This is a genomic window from Pseudomonas svalbardensis (assembly GCF_030053115.1).
In the GTDB taxonomy this organism is placed as follows: Bacteria; Pseudomonadota; Gammaproteobacteria; order Pseudomonadales; family Pseudomonadaceae; genus Aquipseudomonas; species Aquipseudomonas svalbardensis.
The window spans coordinates 5,282,024-5,300,069 of record NZ_CP125619.1 but is presented as its reverse complement, the minus strand read 5'-3'; the positions used below and the strand labels follow the sequence as shown (position 1 = coordinate 5,300,069).

General features: G+C 59.7%; 16 protein-coding genes, 1 tRNA gene and 2 pseudogenes. 9 read left to right on the top strand and 10 right to left on the bottom strand.

Annotated elements, in window-relative coordinates:
- Positions 1-146: 146 nt before the first annotated feature.
- Complete coding sequence (locus QFX16_RS24450) at positions 147-467, bottom strand: hypothetical protein (protein WP_008153466.1); 321 nt, start codon at positions 465-467, stop codon at positions 147-149.
- A gap of 213 nt (positions 468-680) precedes the next feature.
- Positions 681-2,099: a short-chain fatty acid transporter gene (locus QFX16_RS24445; RefSeq protein WP_283181668.1), complete on the bottom strand. Its 1,419-nt coding sequence runs from the start codon at positions 2,097-2,099 to the stop codon at positions 681-683.
- A 201-nt stretch (positions 2,100-2,300) separates the two neighbouring features.
- Here QFX16_RS24445 and QFX16_RS24440 point away from each other — a divergent pair, with 201 nt between their 5' ends.
- From QFX16_RS24440 to QFX16_RS24430, 4 genes and pseudogenes are all read left to right on the top strand, one after another.
- Positions 2,301-3,614 (top strand): MFS transporter, encoded by a 1,314-nt coding sequence (locus QFX16_RS24440; RefSeq protein WP_283181667.1) that lies wholly within the window; start codon positions 2,301-2,303, stop codon positions 3,612-3,614.
- A gap of 128 nt (positions 3,615-3,742) precedes the next feature.
- Positions 3,743-4,471, top strand: a pseudogene (locus tag QFX16_RS29885) (PAS domain-containing protein); the annotation flags it as partial.
- Complete coding sequence (locus QFX16_RS29880) at positions 4,451-5,059, top strand: methyl-accepting chemotaxis protein (RefSeq protein WP_439900145.1); 609 nt, start codon at positions 4,451-4,453, stop codon at positions 5,057-5,059. The pseudogene QFX16_RS29885 and the gene QFX16_RS29880, both read left to right, overlap by 21 nt.
- A gap of 57 nt (positions 5,060-5,116) precedes the next feature.
- On the top strand, positions 5,117-5,716 hold the full coding sequence (locus QFX16_RS24430) for a flavin reductase family protein (protein ID WP_283181665.1): 600 nt from the start codon (positions 5,117-5,119) through the stop codon (positions 5,714-5,716).
- Between the two features lie 11 nt (positions 5,717-5,727).
- Here QFX16_RS24430 and QFX16_RS24425 read toward each other — a convergent pair whose 3' ends face one another.
- Positions 5,728-6,096, bottom strand: a complete 369-nt coding sequence (locus QFX16_RS24425) for a cupin domain-containing protein (protein WP_283181664.1) — start codon at positions 6,094-6,096, stop codon at positions 5,728-5,730.
- Between the two features lie 76 nt (positions 6,097-6,172).
- Entirely contained in the window at positions 6,173-6,982 is an 810-nt protein-coding gene (locus tag QFX16_RS24420) for an AraC family transcriptional regulator (RefSeq protein WP_283181663.1), read from the bottom strand.
- A gap of 150 nt (positions 6,983-7,132) precedes the next feature.
- Between QFX16_RS24420 and QFX16_RS24415 the strand changes: the two genes are divergently transcribed.
- The 3 genes and pseudogenes from QFX16_RS24415 to QFX16_RS24405 form a co-directional block, all read left to right on the top strand.
- Positions 7,133-7,774 carry a LysE family translocator gene (locus tag QFX16_RS24415; protein WP_283181662.1) on the top strand — a complete coding sequence of 214 codons (642 nt, stop codon included), beginning with the start codon at positions 7,133-7,135 and terminating at the stop codon, positions 7,772-7,774.
- Between the two features lie 10 nt (positions 7,775-7,784).
- Positions 7,785-8,879: a D-alanine--D-alanine ligase gene (ddlA, locus tag QFX16_RS24410; protein ID WP_283181661.1), complete on the top strand. Its 1,095-nt coding sequence runs from the start codon at positions 7,785-7,787 to the stop codon at positions 8,877-8,879.
- A gap of 42 nt (positions 8,880-8,921) precedes the next feature.
- Positions 8,922-9,176: pseudogene (locus QFX16_RS24405) on the top strand (TOBE domain-containing protein); the annotation flags it as partial.
- A gap of 24 nt (positions 9,177-9,200) precedes the next feature.
- On the opposite strand, the gene QFX16_RS24400 reads toward QFX16_RS24405, so the two are convergent.
- The 3 genes from QFX16_RS24400 to ggt all read right to left on the bottom strand — a co-directional run bounded on the left by QFX16_RS24400 (position 9,201) and on the right by ggt (position 11,987).
- Complete coding sequence (locus tag QFX16_RS24400; protein ID WP_033061235.1) at positions 9,201-9,572, bottom strand: helix-turn-helix domain-containing protein; 372 nt, start codon at positions 9,570-9,572, stop codon at positions 9,201-9,203.
- Positions 9,573-9,575: 3 nt separating this feature from the next.
- Positions 9,576-9,878, bottom strand: coding sequence for a type II toxin-antitoxin system HigB family toxin (locus QFX16_RS24395; RefSeq protein ID WP_283181660.1), 303 nt, complete (start codon positions 9,876-9,878; stop codon positions 9,576-9,578).
- A 276-nt stretch (positions 9,879-10,154) separates the two neighbouring features.
- Positions 10,155-11,987 carry a gamma-glutamyltransferase gene (gene ggt / locus QFX16_RS24390; RefSeq protein WP_283181659.1) on the bottom strand — a complete coding sequence of 611 codons (1,833 nt, stop codon included), beginning with the start codon at positions 11,985-11,987 and terminating at the stop codon, positions 10,155-10,157.
- 165 nt (positions 11,988-12,152) lie between these two features.
- Here ggt and QFX16_RS24385 point away from each other — a divergent pair, with 165 nt between their 5' ends.
- Positions 12,153-13,262 (top strand): DUF2817 domain-containing protein, encoded by a 1,110-nt coding sequence (locus QFX16_RS24385; RefSeq protein ID WP_283181658.1) that lies wholly within the window; start codon positions 12,153-12,155, stop codon positions 13,260-13,262.
- Here QFX16_RS24385 and QFX16_RS24380 read toward each other — a convergent pair.
- From QFX16_RS24380 to QFX16_RS24370, 3 genes are all read right to left on the bottom strand, one after another.
- On the bottom strand, positions 13,166-14,074 hold the full coding sequence (locus QFX16_RS24380; protein WP_283181657.1) for a bestrophin-like domain: 909 nt from the start codon (positions 14,072-14,074) through the stop codon (positions 13,166-13,168). The two genes, QFX16_RS24385 and QFX16_RS24380, sit on opposite strands and share 97 nt — an antisense overlap.
- A gap of 144 nt (positions 14,075-14,218) precedes the next feature.
- Positions 14,219-14,295, bottom strand: a tRNA-Met gene (locus tag QFX16_RS24375).
- A gap of 116 nt (positions 14,296-14,411) precedes the next feature.
- Positions 14,412-16,469 (bottom strand): methyl-accepting chemotaxis protein, encoded by a 2,058-nt coding sequence (locus tag QFX16_RS24370; protein ID WP_283181656.1) that lies wholly within the window; start codon positions 16,467-16,469, stop codon positions 14,412-14,414.
- A 332-nt stretch (positions 16,470-16,801) separates the two neighbouring features.
- On the opposite strand from QFX16_RS24370, the gene QFX16_RS24365 reads away from it, so the two are divergent.
- Positions 16,802-18,019, top strand: a complete 1,218-nt coding sequence (locus QFX16_RS24365) for an MFS transporter (protein ID WP_283181655.1) — start codon at positions 16,802-16,804, stop codon at positions 18,017-18,019.
- The last annotated feature ends 27 nt before the right edge of the window (positions 18,020-18,046 follow it).

Below are 18,046 nucleotides of genomic sequence, written 5' to 3'. Positions count from 1 at the left end.
GCGCCATACTGGATCAGCGGCGTTACACAGAACAGTGTGTGCGTGTAGTTTTTTTTGCGTAGAGCCTGCGGTGTGTATGCCAGGAACTCTCGGTTATGGGGTCCGGCCCGGGCTTAATGTCTATGGGCCGGACGGAGGTTGAAGCGTTACAACAGCTTTAGTGCCAGATGAGTACCGGCGCGCAAGTACTCGACCTGTGCAAATACGGCATCCTTGACGATGGCCTCTCCTGTATCGGTCAGTTTGGCTTTTTTGGCATCAATGATGGACGTTTGCGTTAATTGCATCACTACATCCATCGCTTTTTGAAGGGCGGTCAAATTGTTGTGCTGGCCGAACTCGCGGACGACAGCGTCCATACGGCGATCTGCATCATCACGCAGCTTTTTATATTCAACGACTGAAACCCTACCGTCCTGGTAAATCTCGTTAATCATCTCTTCCAGCGTTTTCGATATTAAAGACATGTGTTTGTTCTTCCTTGGTCAGTGCTGTCTTGCTTTAAAAAGTTTGTGAGCTGTCGGAGTTTACTCAGCGATTTATAGGTTGGAGATAAGAACTCTCCGGGTTTCATGTCAGGCGCAATCGAGCCTGTATGTAGGATAAATCTAGGCGTTGTTTCATGCTCAAGCCGAGTGAACTGATTGCACCTGCCCGCAGCAGGTGCAATCACTTACGTGCTACGGCATCACCGGCGCCGTATACGTCAGCGTCGTCCCCAGCGCCCAAAGCAGAAACAGCACCAGCGGCGTGTGCACCAGCAGTTGTACGAACGAAAACCCGATCAAGTCCCGCGCCTTCAACCCGAGCACACCCAGCAGCGGCAGCATGTAGAACGGGTTGATCAGGTTCGGCAGGGCTTCGGCGGCGTTGTAGATCTGCACGGCCCAGCCCAGATGGTAGTTCAGGTCGGTGGCCACTTGCATGACGTACGGCGCTTCGATGATCCATTTGCCGCCGCCGGACGGGATGAAGAAACCGAGGATCGCCGAGTACACGCCCATCAGCAGCGCATAGGTGTCGTGGGACGCGATTTGTACGAAAAAGGTCGAGATGTGGTGAGCCAGTGTCTGAGCGTCAGTCCCTTTAACGGTGGTCATCAGCGCGGCGATCGAGCCGTACAACGGGAACTGGATCAGTACGCCCGTGGTGGTCGGCACCGCACGGCTCACCGCGTCAAGGAAGCTGCGCGGGCGCCAGTGCAGCAGGGCACCGAGCATGATGAACAGGAAGTTGTAGGTGTTCAGCCCGGAAATGGCGCTGATCGCCGGTTTGGTCGAGAACTCATGGAACAGCCACCCGGCCGCCAGCAGCACCAGCAAAATCGTCAGCAGTGGGCTGTGCTCCAGCCATTCGCCGGGGCGGGTGCGCGGTTGCAATGGCGGCATATTAAAGCTCGGATCGATTCCGCAGGCTTCGGCGTCACGGGCAGAATTCGGGCCGGGTGCAGTGGCGTAGGCAATGATCAGCGAGATCACGATCAGCGCCAGCAACATCACACCGGATTGCCAGAGAAAGATCGTTTGCGTGAAAGGAATCACCCCGGTGATCGACAGAATCGATGGCGGCAGGCTGGCCGGGTTGGCCTGCAATTGCGCGGCGGACGAGGACAGGCCCAGGGCCCACACCGCGCCGAGACCCAGATAGGCGGCGGCACCGGCGGCACGGTAATCCATTTTCAGATCGGTACGGCGGGCGAGGGCGCGCACCAGCAAACCGCCAAACACCAGCGACAGCCCCCAGTTCAGCAACGAAGCGACCATGGAGATCAACGCAACCCAGGCCACGGCCGAGCGGCCGTTTTTCGGGATCCGCGCCAGCCGGTCGATCAGTTTCACCGCCGGTGGCGAGCTGGCAACCACATAACCGCCGATCACCACGAAAGCCATCTGCATGGTGAACGGGATCAGGCTCCAGAAGCCGTCACCGAAGGCCATGGCGGCGTCGGTGGGTTTGGCGCCCATGAACAGGGTGGCCACGGCGACGATAATCACCGCCAGTGCGGCAAACACCCAGGAGTCAGGAAACCAGCGTTCGGCAAAACTTGAGCAGCGCAGGGCAAAGCGGGCGGAGCGGGTATCTTCGATATCAGCGGCCACGGGTGTACCTCGAATTTTTATGTTTGTTGTGGTCTTCAGGACCGCGAAGGCCCGTCTAGACAGGTGCCAACAGTAAAACAATCGGCTCTTTTTTGTGACGAGGTTTTACGCGTCTAGGACTTTGGTCTAACGGGTTGTCCGTTGGCGCGTTTGCGTAGACCATGGGCGCCTCGGTTTTTTGCCTATGCCAGAGTTCTTTTCATGACCGCCAACACCCATTCATGCCCGGCGCCGTTCACCCGCTCGGATTACAAGACCCTCGGCCTTGCGGCCCTTGGCGGCGCGCTGGAAATCTACGATTTCATCATTTTCGTATTTTTCGCCCTGACCCTCAGCCAGCTGTTCTTCCCACCGGAAATGCCGGAGTGGCTGCGGCTGCTGCAAAGCTTCGGGATCTTCGCTACCGGGTATTTGGCGCGGCCGTTGGGCGGGATTCTGATGGCGCATTTCGCCGACCGACTGGGCCGCAAGAAGGTCTTCAGCCTGAGCATCCTGATGATGGCGCTGCCGTGTCTGCTGATCGGCATCATGCCGACCTACGCCCAAATCGGTTATTTCGCACCGCTGCTGCTGTTGGCCCTGCGAATCCTCCAGGGCGCGGCGGTGGGCGGCGAAGTGCCGAGCGCCTGGGTGTTCGTCGCCGAACATGCACCGGCCGGGCATCGCGGTTATGCCCTCGGTTTCCTGCAGGCCGGGCTGACCTTTGGTTACCTGATCGGTGCCCTGACGGCGACTTTTCTCGCACAGGCATTCACCCCGGCAGAAATCCTTGATTACGCCTGGCGTTACCCGTTCCTGCTGGGCGGCGTGTTTGGCGTAATCGGCGTCTGGCTACGCCGCTGGCTCAGCGAAACCCCGGTGTTCATGGCCATGCAGGCCCAGCGGGATGCAGCTGTCGAACTGCCGCTGCGCACGGTCTTGCGTGAACATCGCCTGGCCATGCTGCCGGCGATGATCCTCACCTGCGTACTGACCTCGGCGGTGGTGGTGTTCGTGGTGATCACCCCGACCATGATGCAGAAAACCTTCGGTATGACCGCCAGCCACACCTTCGCCCTGAGTGCCTTGGGCATTGTCTTTCTGAATATCGGCTGTGTACTCGCCGGGCTGCTGGTCGACCGCATTGGCGCCTGGCGCACGGTGATGCTCTATAGCCTGCTGCTGCCACTGGGCATCGGCGTTCTCTATACCTGCCTGATCATCGGTGGCAGCTGGATCGGTCTGGCGTACGCCGTGGCCGGCCTCGGTTGCGGGGTGGTCGGCGCGGTGCCGTCGGTGATGGTCAGCCTGTTCCCTGCGCGGATTCGTGTCTCGGGGATTTCCTTCACCTACAACATTGCCTATGCCGTCTGGGCGAGCATCACACCGTTGTTGCTGATCGGTCTGATGCCGTGGAGCCCATGGATCTGCGTGATCTTCTGCGCGGTGATGGGGGCTGTGGGTGTGAGCAGCGCGGCGTATTTCGGGACGCGGATGCCAAGAGTTGGCAGCTGCTCGACTGCTGGCGCGATGTAATCGAAGGCAGCACCGTACGTGTAGCAACTATTTTTGTAGGACAACCCTAAACACTCTTCAGAAAATATCCCTGAGGCCGATGGTTAGGCTGCATACCGCTTTCTATCCCTGTCCATCGGTGTATCCCCATGTTCAACAAACGCTTGAAGCAGGAGCTGTCGGCTCTTCGCGAAGAACTCTCCAGCCTCCAGCAAGTGAAGGAAAGTCTGGAAAGCGAGATGCTGGTCCTGACCCTCGATGTCGATGGGCGGATTCAATCGGTCAACCAGAACTTCATCGGTGAGATGCTCTACAAAAGCAGCGACCTGATAGGGCGACACATCGAAGACATCGTCCCGGCCCATGTGAAGTCGGACGAATTCCACCAGCGCTTCAAGGTCGCGTTGACCCGTGGCGAGCACTTTGCCGGCACGGTGCGTTTGTTGCGCGGCAATGGCCAGGAAGCCTGGCTGCGCTCGATCGTGCAGCCGGTTCGGTCCGCGGACGGCCGGATCAAGCACTTCTCGATTTACTCCAGTGACCTGACCCGCACCATCGAGGCGTCTCGTGAGCATGAGAACCTGATCGGCGCGCTCGTGCGCTCCACGGCGGTGATCGAGTTCGACCTCAATGGCAACGTACTGGCAGCCAACGACCGGTTTCTCAGCGGCATGGGCTACAGCCTGGCGCAGATCAAGGGCAAGCATCACCGCACCTTCTGCCAACCGGAGGATTACAACAGCGCCGCGTACCAGGACTTCTGGCGCCGCTTGAATGCAGGCGAGTTCGTCGCCGACCGTTTCAAGCGCGTCGACAGCCACGGTCGCGCGGTCTGGCTGGAGGCTTCCTACAACCCGGTGGTCGATGCCAACAATAAGCTCTACAAAGTGGTGAAGTTCGCCACGGTGATTACCGATCAAGTCAATCAGGAGCAAGCCGTCGCCGAAGCGGCGAACATTGCCTACAGCACCTCGCAGCAAACCGACAGCAGCGCGCAGCGCGGTAACGCGGTGGTGACTCAGGCGGTGAACGTTATGCGTGACCTTGCCAGGCACATGCAGGCCGCTGGCGAAGGCATCGAAGCGTTGAACGAGCAGTCGCTGGTGATCGGCACCATCGTCAAAACCATCAGCGGGATTGCCGAACAGACCAACCTGCTGGCGCTCAACGCGGCCATCGAGGCGGCTCGGGCCGGGGAACAGGGGCGTGGTTTCGCGGTGGTGGCGGATGAGGTCCGGCAATTGGCTTCGCGCACCAGCCAGGCAACCGATGAGATTGTCGGCGTGGTGCGTCAGAACCAGGACATGGCGCGCAACGCCGTGGCGCTGATGACCGAGGGCAAACTCCAGGCTGAACAGGGGCTGGCGCTGGCGGCAGAGGCGGGGACGGTGATTGTCGAGATTCAGGACGGTGCACAGAAAGTAGTGAACGCGGTCGGGCAGTTTGCCAATCAGTTAGCGACTTGATGCCTGCCATCGCAGCGTAAATCGCTACAATCGGCGTTTTCCCCAGGAGCAGCCATCATGAGCGTTTCTCACCGCCGTCCGGTTCCCTTGGCCAAGGCGTATCGTCTGCTCAATCACGGCCCGACCGTGTTGGTCAGCGCGGCCCATGACGGCCAGCGCAACATCATGGCGGCGGCCTGGGCCATGCCGCTGGATTTCGAGCCGCCGAAAATTGCCGTGGTGCTGGACAAGTCCACCTGGACACGGCAATTGCTGGAGGCTTCGGGCACGTTTGTGCTGAATGTTCCCTGCGCCGCCCAGGCCGATATCGTCCAGACCGTGGGTTCGACGTCCGGCCTGGAATTGACTCGGGACCAGGGCCGGGACAAGTTCCAGGTCTATGGCTTGCCGACCTTCAGCGCTGAATTGATCGATGCGCCGATGCTCGAAGGCTGCGTCGCCTGGCTGGAATGCCGACTGCTGCCGGAGCCCGGCAATCACCAGCAGTACGATCTGTTCCTGGCCGAAGTGATTGCCGCTCAGGCAGACGAGCGGGTGTTCAGTGACGGTCGCTGGCATTTCGAAGGGCAAGACGCGCTGCGCACCTTGCATCATGTGGCGGGCGGGCATTTCCTGAAAATCGGCGATCCAGTGGACGGCAAAACCTTGCAGCCATAAGCAGCCAGCCTTCACACCCAGACGTCATTCTGCGCCGTACGCTCGCCACCTTCGTTACCCGTGTTCAGCACACCCTTGGGCTCGATCAGCAGGAGTTTCACCTCCTGCTCGGCGAACGGTTTGTGTTCGACACCTTTTGACACCACATACATTTCGCCAGCGTTCACCAGCACGTGGCCATCGCGAAAGTCGATGCGCAATTGCCCTTCGAGCACGATGAAGGTTTCGTCGGTATCAAGGTGATCGTGCCAGATGAAGTCCCCCAGCAGTTTCACTACCTTGAACTGGTAGTTGTTCATTTCGGCGATGACCCTGGGCGTCCAGTACGGGTCGATCCTGGCGATTTTTTCAGCGAAGTTCAGGCTTTCGTAAGCTTTCATGAAGCAGCTCTCGTGGTTGATCGTAAATCCACGATAGCCCGCGCATCGGTGTGCTTCTTGAACGATTGTGCGTGGCTCAGCGGCGATGCATTTTCATCCAGCGGGCCGGCGACAGGCCGTAGGTTTTGCTGAACTGCCGGGTCATGTGGCTCTGATCGGTGAAGCCGGCGATCAGCGCGGCACTGACCAATGGCTGGCCCTGGATCAGCAGCGAGCGGACCAGGTCGAGGCGGCGCATGGTCAGGTATCGATAAGGGCTGGTGCCGAACAACAGGCGAAAATCCCGCGACAGACTCCAGCGATCACGACCGCTGTGTTGCGCCAGTTCTTCCAGCGTCACGGTGCGATCCAGGGCGCTGTGGATGAATTCCCGCGCGCGTTCGGCGGCCACGTAGTCGAAGCGCTGGCGGGTGGCAGGCACTCCGGAAACGCTGTTCAAGGCTTGGGCCAGGTCGAACAGCGCATCCTGCTCTTCCAGAGGCTCGAGGGGGCAATCGAGGCTTCGCAGCATCACGGCGGTGGCGGCGAACAAACGAGGGTCGTTCGACAGGCCGGTCTTGATAAATGGCAACGGCTGCCCACCGAGCATCTGCTGGATCAGTGCCGGTTCGATGTACATCATTCGGTACTGGAACCCAGTCTCGGTGCCGGCCTCGCCATCGTGAACTTCGTCCGGGTGCAGCACCATGGTCCCGCCCGGCAGACTGTGGCGCCAGCCACCGCGGTACTGAAAACTCTGCACACCGGCCAGTGTGTGGCCGATGGCGTAGGTGTCGTGGCGGTGAAGGTCGTAGCCGTGGCCTGCAAAAAAAGCCTCGAAACGCTGAAGCCCGCCGACGTCGGGCGCGCGGTGGAACCAGTCGATGGGAGGCGTGTGCTTGGCCATGGTGTTTTTGCCTTGAACTCGATGCTGATCACGTTACCCCACTGACCAACCGCCTGTCTGCTGCCGTTCGAATCACCCGGCTGGTAGAAAATCCCGGACTAATGTTGCAAGGTGTTGCATATTTTCTAAGCCACGAAGGCGCCCCACATCATGGAAATATCCCACCTGAGCTACGCCGCTCCGTTGTTGTCGTTGGCGCTGTTGTGGACGGTTGCGGTGGTGACGCCGGGGCCGAACTTCTTCAACACCGCACAATTGGCTGCCAGTTGCTCCCGGCGCCACGGGGTTGTCGCCGCACTCGGCGTGGCCACGGGCACGGTGCTGTGGGGGTTGGCGGGTGGCCTGGGCATCAAGTCGCTGTTCAGCGCTGCGCCGACGCTCTATCTGAGCTTCAAGATCGCCGGCGGTTGTTACCTGATCTATCTGGGATTGAAGCAGTTCAAGCGCAAACCACCGAGTGTGCCGGGCGATAGCGGCTCGCTGAATGGAGCCGGCCGCACGCTGCTATCGGCTTATGGCCGGGGCTTTGTGGGCAACATGACCAATCCCAAGGCAGCGTTATTTGTCGCAACGATTTTCGCCACTGCCATGCCAGCTTCACCGCCACCGATGTTGCTGGCGCTGGCCGTGCTGACCATGGCGACCTTGTCATTCAGTTGGTATGGCAGCGTGGCGCTGCTGTTCGCCAGCCGTCGGGTCGCAGGTGCTTATGATCGTTCGCGTAAATGGCTGGATCGCTTCGCCGGCAGTTGCTACCTACTGTTCGGCACGCATCTGGTGGCCAATCGTTGAGGAGTTCTGAATGAGCAAACTGCGGGTAGGCATTATTTTTGGCGGCCGTTCGGCTGAACACGAAGTGTCGCTGCAATCGGCGAAAAACATCGTCGATGCGCTGGATCGTTCGCGTTTTGAACCGGTGCTGATCGGCATTGACAAGCAAGGTCACTGGCATCTGAACGACCCTTCGAACTTCCTGCTCAACCAGGAAAACCCGGCGCTGATTGCCCTCAACCAGTCCAACCGTGAACTGGCCGTCGTGCCGGGAAAGGCCAGTCAGCAATTGGTGGAAACCTCCAGTCAGGAACTGCTAGGCCACATCGATGTGATCTTTCCGATCGTCCACGGCACTCTGGGCGAAGACGGTTGCCTGCAAGGCTTGCTGCGCATGGCCGATCTGCCGTTTGTCGGCTCCGATGTGCTCGGTTCGGCCGTCTGCATGGACAAGGACATCAGCAAGCGTCTGCTGCGTGACGCCGGGTTGGCGGTCACGCCGTTTGTCACCCTGACCCGCGCCACCGCAACACGCACCGGGTTCTCCGAGGTGCAAGGCAAACTCGGCCTGCCGCTGTTCGTCAAACCGGCGAACCAGGGCTCTTCCGTGGGCGTGAGCAAGGTGAATGACGAAGCCGAGTACGCGGCGGCAATAGAACTGGCCCTGGGTTTCGATGAGAAAGTCTTGGTGGAGTCCGCCGTCAGCGGCCGTGAGATTGAATGCGCGGTGCTCGGCAATGAAGACGCCATCGCCAGCGGCTGTGGCGAGATCGTGGTGCGCAGCGGGTTTTATTCATACGACAGCAAATACATCGATGCTCAAGCGGCGGAAGTGGTGGTGCCGGCAAACATCAGCATCGAGGCCACTGAACGCATCCGTGCCCTGGCCGTCGAGGCGTTTCAGGTGCTGGGCTGTTCCGGACTGGCGCGGGTCGACGTGTTCCTGACCGAGACTGGCGAAGTGCTGATCAATGAGATCAATTCGTTGCCCGGATTCACCCGCATCAGCATGTACCCCAAGCTATGGCAGGCCACTGGTATGACTTACAGCGAGCTGGTCAGCCGTTTGATCGAACTGGCGCTGGAGAAACATCAGGCGCGACAGGCGCTGAAGATCTCTCGCTAGGCTGAATACAACAATAATTGTTCGAGAAGATACGTCATGAAAGTCAGCGCACGTAACGTCATGTTGATGACCGAATCCAGCGACATTCGCCTGTCGGCGCGCAACAGCCTGGAAGGCAAGGTCACCAGTGTCATCGACGGTGCCGTGAACTCCGAAGTGGTCATCCAGCTCGACGGCGGCACCGAAGTCTATTCGATCGTGACACGCCAGGCTGTGGCAGAACTGGGCCTGGCGCCGGGTGTGAGCGCGACGGCGGCGATCAAGGCGTCGCATATCATTTTGGGTGTGCCTGCCTGATTTCAGGAGTCTACTGACACCTGATCAAGCCTGCTTTATCGGCTTGATCAGGCTTTGCGCGGGTATCCCGAACAAATCGTGAAGTTTCCAGATCATCGGAAGCGTCAACGCACGTTTGCCATTGAGCACTTCATACACTCGGTTTGTGCGGCCAATGGCCGGTGCGAGGTCAGCAGCAGACAGGCCGGACTGTTCCATACGAAACTTGATTGCATCGATCGGGTTGGGCAGATCCACCGGAAACTGCTTCGATTCATAGGCTTCAATAAGCGTGATCATAATGTCGAAATAATCACCCTCAGGGGTGCCAGGCTCTGGTTCGTTGTCGAACAGCGCTGACACGTTCTTGAGGGCTGCACGATAGTCCTCGTCGGTGTGAATGGGGCGAATATTCATGGGTTACTCCATCTCGACGGTATCAGCGTCGATTGCGTCGTACTGTTTGTGAGTGCCGACAAATTTTATGTAGACGGCGCCGAAGCGATAGGCCACAGCGACTACCAACCGAAAATCATTGCCCTTGATGTTGAACACGACTCTGCGGCTTTTGAGAATACTGGCGGTAGCAAAGTGCGCCTTTATGTCCGGTGGCGTTTTCCACTCAGCATTTTTTGCCTCATCAATCCAAGCCAGAAAGGATTGCTCCGAATCCGGGTGTTTCTCCCAAAATCTTTTCAGCTGACTGATAGCGATGATTCTCATGGAGTGATCCTAGTCCCGCGGTGGGACTGATGCAAGTCTGTGGAGGCGCATCCGATGTGCGGAGGGGCAAGTTCGACTTCTGTAATCAAGCACTGCCGACAGCTGATTTGATGAGCTGAGGCAGACGCGGAATTGGGGGAAACTGATCTTCAAACTCTATCCAAGAAGCAGTCATTTGTGGGTAGGAAAAGGCTCCGCGAGATGGCCGATCTGTATTCGTTAGCTATAAAAAAGGGCCTACCTCCCGGTAAGCCCTTACTCATTCCTGCGTAAGACTCAATCCCCCAACGCCGCCCCCTCACGCCGCGGATCAGCCCCTCCCGCCAGCGACGTTTTACCCTGCGCATCCTTGACCCGGACAATCGCCTGAGTCCCGCTGGTCATGTCGATCTCGTTCACGCTGTGCCCTTTGTCTTTCAGCGCCTGAATCAGTGCCGGGCTGAACTGCCCCTGTTCCAGTTCGCTCGGGCCGTTGCGGCTGCCGAAGTTGGGCAGGCTGATGGCGGCTTGTGGGTCGAGGTTCCAGTCGAGCAGGCCGATGGTGGATTTGGCGACGTATTCGATGATCTGCGAGCCGCCGGGGGAGCCGATGGTGGCGAGGAATTCGCCGCTCTGGCGGTCGAAAATCAGGGTCGGTGCCATGGACGAGCGTGGGCGTTTGCCGGGTTCGACCCGGTTGGCAACCTTCTGACCATTCTCTTCGGGGATGAACGAGAAGTCGGTCATCTGGTTGTTGAGCAGGAAGCCCTGGACCATCAGGTGCGAGCCAAATGCGGATTCCACGGTGGTGGTCATGGACACGGCGCCGCCTTCGTCATCCACCGCCACCACTTGCGAGGTGGAGGTGCGCAGCGGCGAACGGTCCGGGGCGTAGGCGACCTGAATGCCCGGCGGGGTGCCGGGTTTGGCCGTGCCCATGCTGCGATCGCCGATCAGGGCGGCGCGGTTGGCCAGATAGGCAGGGTCCACCAGACCTTTGACGGGGACGGGCACGAAATCTGCGTCGGCCACGTACAGCGCACGGTCGGCGTAAGCCAGGCGTTCGGCTTCGGAGATCAGGTGCACGGCTTCAGGCGCCGGCTCAACGCCCGCAGGTTGGGTGGTCTTGACCGGTTTGAGCGGCGCCAGGGCAAAGCGTGGGTCACGGGTTTCCAGAGCCTGCAAGGTGCCGAGGATCTGCGCCACGGCGATCCCGCCTGACGACGGTGGTGGCATGCCGCAGACCTGCCAGCGTTTGTAGTCGGTGCACAGCGGCGCGCGCTCCTTGGCGCTGTAGCCGTTGAGGTCGTTCAGCGACAGGCTGCCCGGGTTGGCGTGGCCCTGAACCTTGGCGACGATCTCTTGTGCGATAGGGCCTTTGTACAATGCATCCGGTCCTTCTTTGGCGATGCGTTTGAACACCGCGGCCAGTGCCGGGTTTTTCAATTGCGTGCCTGCGGCTTTCGGGCTGCCATCGGCATTCATGAAGTAGGCCACCATGTCCGGTGAGCTTCGCATGGACGAGTCTGAGGCGATCAACCGGTGAAGGCGTGGCGAGATGGCGAAACCTTGCTCCGCGAGTTTGATCGCCGGTTCGAACAGCTGCGCCCACGGCAGATGACCGTGTTTCTGATGGGCCAACTCAAGCGCTCGCAACACGCCCGGTGTCCCCACCGAACGACCGCCAATCTGCGCCTGGGTGAACGGCATCGGTTTGCCGTCGGCTTGCAGGAAAAGCTTCTCGGTGGCGCCGGCCGGAGCGGTTTCACGACCGTCATAAGTGCGTACAGCCTTGCCATCCCAGAGCACGATCAACGCACCCCCGCCAATGCCCGAGGATTGCGGCTCGACCAGGGTCAGCACGGCTTGCATCGCAATTGCGGCATCGATTGCCGAACCGCCCTGGCGCAACATCCCCCGCCCGGCCTCGGCCGCCAGCGGATTGGCCGCCGCCGCCATGTGTTTTGAGGCGTATTGGGTCTGCAGGTCGGCGCGATAACCTGACGCGACTTCTGGCGCGACAGGCAACGCCGAAGTGGTCGGGGCGCTGCAGGCTGCGAGAGTTAATGCAGCGGCGATCAGCGAAAGGGCTGACAGGCGATAGCGGCTCAAGTGGAAGGCTGAGAACACGTGGGGGGCACTCCGTCCGTGGGAAAGATCAGGGGACTTTATCGGCCGACAGGGAGTGACGCAAACCAAGGCCTACAGCAAAGATGCTTTTGCCCTTCATGACTCCGCGGATTTTCTGTAGGGTCGAGGGCAACAGACTGGCCAGAAGATCAACAAGAGGCTGACATGCAGACCGAGTTCCCCACCCAGCCAAGTTACCGCACCCAGCGTGATCAGTTTCTGGCCGCCGCGACCGCGGCCGGTGCGACGCTGACCGAGTACCCGCATCCACTCAAAGGGCCGTTCGGTGAGCCGTTGAGCACCGATGTGGCCGTGCTGGGTGATCCGGGCGCCAAGCGTTTACTGATTGCGCTGAGTGGCACCCATGGCGTCGAAGGCTTCTATGGTTCGGGATGTCAGATCAAGTGGTTGAAGGAGTTGGGGAAGCGTTCGCTGCCGTCCGATGTCGCGGTGGTGATGATTCACCTGATCAACCCGTGGGGTACGGCGTGGCTGCGTCGGGTCAACGAAGACAACATCGACTTGAACCGCAATCACCTGAACTTCGACCACGCATTGCCAGATAATCAGGCCTACGCAGCGCTGCATGAAATCTATGCCTGCACGCAGTTGCAGGGCCCGGAGCGTGATCGCGCCGATGCCTTGCTCGACGAACAGATACGCGAACACGGCTGGCCAGCGGTGATGTCGATTGTCGAGGGCGGCCAGCACCGCCATCCCGATGGTTTGTTTTACGGCGGACTGGCGCCGAGCTGGTCGAACCGCACGTTGCATCGAATCATTCAAAAGCATGTCTCGCATGCCGAAGTGGCTATGTGTTTCGACTTGCACACGGGGGCCGGGGAGTACGGGCATCCGATGTTGCTGACCATTACCGAAGCGGCGTATCCAGCGCTTGCAGATGCGCAGGCCATTTATGGTCCTTGGCTCTATACCTTGCACACGGGCGCCGACACGCTGAGCGAAACCGGCGTTGCCGCCACCGCCACCGGCTACACCTCGCAGGCGTTGATCAATGCGTTGCCGCACGTGCGGTTGATGCCGTTTGTGATCGAGTGCGGGACGTATCCCGGCGCCGAGGTTCATCGTCATCTGCGCGATGATCACTGGCTGCACTTGCACGGTAATCCGAGTGATGACGTGGGGCGCGGGATCAAACTGAATCTGGTTGAGCAGTTCTATCCCGCCGACAGCGACTGGCAGGCGATGGTCTGGCTGCGCACCTGGCAGATTTGGGAACGGGCGTTGTCAGCATTGCCGGCCATTCGTTCCTGACGTGATTTGCGGGGACGTGGCCTCTCGTTGCCCGAACTCATGCGGTTCAAATCCTCCTGCAACCGCAGCATGCTTTCTTCGCCGACGCGGATAAAGCCGCTGCGGGGCTGATCCAGGTCGAGGATGATGGTGAAGACCATGGCAATCAGGATCGCGAAGATAACCGTCGAACCGTGCCGTCGACGGTGGCCCAGGCCATAACTGTAAGCGATGAAACCCAACGCACCGATGGCCACGACGAACAGCAGATTGATGACGGTTGCCGGGACATGATTGTCCTGCGCGGCGCGGCGTTTTTCATTGACGTTGTAGACGTCGGTCAACGACTGGATCACCAGGTTCATGGCGGCTGTTGCTTCGCCCTGGGCCTCGGTGGCGGCAGCCAGATTCCATAATTGGTCCTCGATCGTCCGGGACGATTCGCTGGCCGCCTTCAGCAGTTTCTCGTCCGTGCCGGCGCGCATGAATTCAATCCGCGCCGAGACATAATCCTTGAGCAGCGCCGACACCTTCCCGCGCAGTTCAGACGGCAGTAACTTCGCTCGCAGATAGGTCGCGCCGATCACCGTGACTTCATCTTGAATCAGTGTTTTGCGCGCTTCGAAACGTGAGGTGGCCATGGCGAAGTTGAAAGCCAGCAACAACGCGAGCAGACCGAGGAGGGCGGTTTGCAAAACGCTGAGGTGGGATCGGTTCGAATCATTGCTGCGGGTTCGGTGATGACGGCCGAGACGAAAAGCGAGTTCCAGCACCACGCAGAAGATGGCGACCACGATGAAAAACACAATGATCTCGTCCAGGCCCCAGTGCATCTGGTGGTCTCTCTGCGTTCAAGCTTTGGCATTAACTGTAGGAGATAACCGCAAAGAGCGGGCATTAACCGCCCTGTGGGCCGGGAGCACTTTTCTTGAGGCATAAAAAAACGGCCTACCTTTCGGTAAGCCGTTTTTAGTACTTGGTGGCTACACAGGGACTTGAACCCCGGACCCCAGCATTATGAATGCTATGCTCTAACCAACTGAGCTATGTAGCCAAGTGGCGCGCATTATTGGCTCGTAACAGAGATGTGTCAAGCGTAAATCTAAAATATTTCTCTACGCTTTCAACCGCTTATCCGCCTGACCCGAAAAAACCGGCCCGGGGAGGGCGTCAACTGAGCTGAAATCTCCCGGTATTGGCGCTCAAGGCCTTGCTGCCCTGGCTCAAGGTGTCCGCTGCCAGGTTCACCGCCCGCGCGCCTTCGAGCAAGCGTACCGCCGCCTGATCGACTTGCTGGATGTTGCCGCTGACCTCGTCGGCGGTGGTCGCTTGCTCGTCGACCGCTGTGGCGATCTGCGCCAGGGTGTCAGTGACGCTTTGCACGGCACAGGCAATTTCCCCCAGGCGTTCGCCGAGGCCAGTGACGGCTTGGGCGTCGGACTGAGCCTGGCCGCAAGCGGCTTCCATCAGGCTCACCGCTTCGTTCACGGTGCTACGCAGGCTGTCGACAGTGCCGGCAATCTGCGCGGTGGAGGATTGGGTGCGTTGCGACAGGCTGCGCACTTCATCGGCCACCACCGCAAAGCCACGACCTTGCTCACCCGCGCGAGCGGCCTCGATGGCGGCGTTAAGTGCCAATAGATTCGTCTGCTCGGCAACTCCGCGAATGGTGTCCACCACCAACTGAATCTGCTGCCCTTGTTCACTGACCCGGCCCAGTGCCGCAGCGGTGTCGTTCAAACGCTGATTGAGTTGCTGAATGCTCGCCGTCGTGCGCTGGCTGTCACGGCTGCTGTCGGCGGCGATGCGCTGGGTGTGCTGAGCGCTGCCGGAGGCCTGCTCGCAACTCTGGGCGACCCCTTGAGAGGTGGCGGCCAATTGCGTGGCCGCCGCCGCGATCTGGCTGATCTGCAACTGCTGTGCTTCGACTTCCCCAAGGGCGCCGCTGGAGTGATGGTTGAGGGTGCGCACCGCGTTGCTCAGCTGCAAGGTTTCATGATCGACCCCCAGCAAGCTGTTGCGCAGTTGCACCACCGCGACGTTAAGGGCGGTGCTGATGGCGGCCAGTTCGTCGCGGCCTTCCACCGGTACTTGCAGGCTCAGATTGCCGTCGCGCAAGGCTTCGGCCAGCAGGGTAATGCCGCTGGCGCTACGACGGATCGAGGCCTGCAAGCAGATAAACAGGTACAGCGCGGCCAGCAGCAGGCAGCCAAAAATGGTCGCTACCAGGATGAACTGGCGGATGGCAGAACCGTGGTAATAGTCCAGGCGCTGATCCAGCGACACCAACGACTGCTGACGCAGCGAAGCGAGGTCAGAGAGCAGGGCGTCGAGGCTGCGTTCGAACTCTTCCGGCTTGAGCTTGATGCTGCCGCCGAACACACCGTCATCGAGGACTTTCAACTCGGCGTCCAGATGCTTGAGGCTGTCATGGTATTGCCCGGCCCAGGCTTGCAACGCGCTGGGCAGCCGCGCTTCCAGCAGGCTTGCGGTTTTGACCAACTGCTCCCGGGCATCGCCGATGCGGCTGCGCAAGTCGCGCAATTGTAGACGGCTTTGCAGGGTGAACTGCCCGGACACCACCGATGCCTGGCCGACGCTGGCGAGACGGCCGACTCGTTCAATCAGGTCTGGCGCGTGCTGCGTGGAGATCTGCGTCAGCAGATAGGTTTCCAGCCACGGCGCCAGCGTCAGGCGATTGTCCATGGCGATCTGCTCGCGCAAGGCTTGCAGAGCACTCAAAGCATTGGTGAAACGATCGTAACCGTCCGGCCACCAACCGACGCTGCTCAGGCTTTTCGAGTCGAGGCCGTTGAGGGTGGTTTGCAGGGCTTGAAAACGGGCCAGGGTTTCGCCCTCGGCGCCTTCGGTTTGCAGTGCGTTGCCGAGGTCCGAGGTGGCTTGGGCGACGGCAGGCTGAACGGTATCGAAAGCAGCCATCGCCGCGATCGTCGCGGGTGTCGGCTGACGATTGGTTTCCGTGGCGCGCCAGCGAGCCGCGCGGTCACGCTGAGCGGCGAGCAGATTATCCAGAGCATCGAGGGCGAGCAGTTGCCGAACCCCGGCACGTTCGCCGGAGATCAGGTTCAGTTTGTCGCGATAGTCCTGACCGATCATCCACAGACTGCCCGTCAACGGCAGGATAAACAGTAGAAATAACAGCTGAAATTTGCGTGCGAAGCCAAAACGCCCCAGCAGCCCGATCCCCGGTGATAAAAAAGCCTGCATGCCCCAAAACTCCTCTGGACACCACGCGCCATTGGCGTGCGTCGCAACCGTTGCGGTCGCGACCTGTGCCCTTTTAAAAGGCCTCGAAAGTTCACCCTCGCCAGCTCTGTAGGCCGGCTCTGTAGCGAAACTTCCCATTCTCGGTCCCCTTTGTAAGGGGCCGCGTTGAAGCAGATTACCAAGGCAAGATTCAGACCATGGCGTTGCGCTATCACCTTTTCAGTGATGAAAATCGAAGTCGTTAGCAGGCTAAGGGGATGGCGCTGCTGCACCGAAAAATGGCACATTGACGCACCTGCCCGTGTGCACCCATCTGTTGTACGGAAACTCTTATGGCTATCAGCAATGTCCAGACCGGCGCGCAGCCGGCATCCGCGACTTCACAAAGCAGCCCTTTGGTCATGCGCATCATCGGCGCCGTGGCGCTGGCGCATTTGATCAACGACTTGATCCAGTCGGTGCTGCCGTCGATCTATCCGATGCTCAAGGCCAACTATGGCCTGACCTTCACCCAGGTTGGCCTGATCACTTTGACGTTCCAGCTGACGGCTTCGCTGTTGCAGCCATGGGTCGGTTACTACACCGATCGGCACCCCAAACCCTGGCTGCTACCGGCCGGGACGGTTTGCACATTGATCGGCATTTTAATGATGTCGGTGGTCGGCAGTTTCCCGATGATTTTGCTGGCGGCAGGGTTGATCGGTATCGGCTCCTCGACCTTTCACCCGGAAGCTTCTCGCGTGGCGCGATTAGCGTCTGGCGGGCGGTTTGGTTTGGCGCAGTCGACGTTTCAGGTCGGCGGCAATGCAGGCTCAGCCTTCGGTCCGTTGCTGGCTGCGGCGATCATCATTCCGTTCGGTCAGGGCCATGTGGCCTGGTTCGGATTGTTCGCGGTGTTTGCGCTGTTCGTGCTCTATCGGATCAGCCGCTGGTACGCCAACCACCTGAGCCTGTTCAAACTCAAGCAAGGCCAGGCGGCGACGCATGGCTTGTCGAAGAACCGCGTGATCAGTGCACTGGTGGTACTCGGGCTGCTGGTGTTCTCCAAGTATTTCTACATGGCCAGCTTCACCAGTTACTTCACCTTTTACCTGATCGAGAAATTCGACCTGTCGGTGGCCAGTTCACAGTTGCACCTGTTTCTGTTTCTCGGTGCGGTAGCGGCGGGGACCTTCTTCGGTGGGCCGATCGGCGACAAGATCGGGCGTAAGGCGGTGATCTGGTTCTCGATCCTTGGCGTCGCGCCGTTCACCCTGATCTTGCCTCATGTCGACCTGTTCTGGACCAGCATCCTTAGCGTCGTGATCGGCTTCATCCTGGCGTCAGCATTTTCGGCGATCGTGGTGTATGCGCAAGAACTGGTGCCGGGCAATGTCGGAATGATCGCCGGGGTGTTCTTCGGATTGATGTTCGGCTTTGGCGGGATTGGTGCGGCGTTGCTCGGGCATCTGGCGGATGTTCACGGTATCGAATACGTGTACTTCCTGTGTTCGTTCCTGCCGTTGTTTGGTGTGCTGGCGATCTTCCTGCCAAGAACCAAAAAGGCCTAACGTCACAGGCACAAAAAAGCCGCGTAT

Excerpts from the sequence above, each read along its gene's own strand:
- QFX16_RS24450 (WP_008153466.1), bottom strand. The coding sequence starts at position 467 with ATGTCTTTAATATCGAAAACGCTGGAAGAGATGATTAACGAGATTTAC.
- QFX16_RS24440 (WP_283181667.1), top strand. The coding sequence starts at position 2,301 with ATGACCGCCAACACCCATTCATGCCCGGCGCCGTTCACCCGCTCGGAT.
- QFX16_RS24430 (WP_283181665.1), top strand. The coding sequence starts at position 5,117 with ATGAGCGTTTCTCACCGCCGTCCGGTTCCCTTGGCCAAGGCGTATCGT.
- QFX16_RS24425 (WP_283181664.1), bottom strand. The coding sequence starts at position 6,096 with ATGAAAGCTTACGAAAGCCTGAACTTCGCTGAAAAAATCGCCAGGATC.
- QFX16_RS24420 (WP_283181663.1), bottom strand. The coding sequence starts at position 6,982 with ATGGCCAAGCACACGCCTCCCATCGACTGGTTCCACCGCGCGCCCGAC.
- QFX16_RS24415 (WP_283181662.1), top strand. The coding sequence starts at position 7,133 with ATGGAAATATCCCACCTGAGCTACGCCGCTCCGTTGTTGTCGTTGGCG.
- ddlA (WP_283181661.1), top strand. The coding sequence starts at position 7,785 with ATGAGCAAACTGCGGGTAGGCATTATTTTTGGCGGCCGTTCGGCTGAA.
- QFX16_RS24400 (WP_033061235.1), bottom strand. The coding sequence starts at position 9,572 with ATGAATATTCGCCCCATTCACACCGACGAGGACTATCGTGCAGCCCTC.
- QFX16_RS24395 (WP_283181660.1), bottom strand. The coding sequence starts at position 9,878 with ATGAGAATCATCGCTATCAGTCAGCTGAAAAGATTTTGGGAGAAACAC.
- QFX16_RS24385 (WP_283181658.1), top strand. The coding sequence starts at position 12,153 with ATGCAGACCGAGTTCCCCACCCAGCCAAGTTACCGCACCCAGCGTGAT.
- QFX16_RS24380 (WP_283181657.1), bottom strand. The coding sequence starts at position 14,074 with ATGCACTGGGGCCTGGACGAGATCATTGTGTTTTTCATCGTGGTCGCC.
- QFX16_RS24370 (WP_283181656.1), bottom strand. The coding sequence starts at position 16,469 with ATGCAGGCTTTTTTATCACCGGGGATCGGGCTGCTGGGGCGTTTTGGC.
- QFX16_RS24365 (WP_283181655.1), top strand. The coding sequence starts at position 16,802 with ATGGCTATCAGCAATGTCCAGACCGGCGCGCAGCCGGCATCCGCGACT.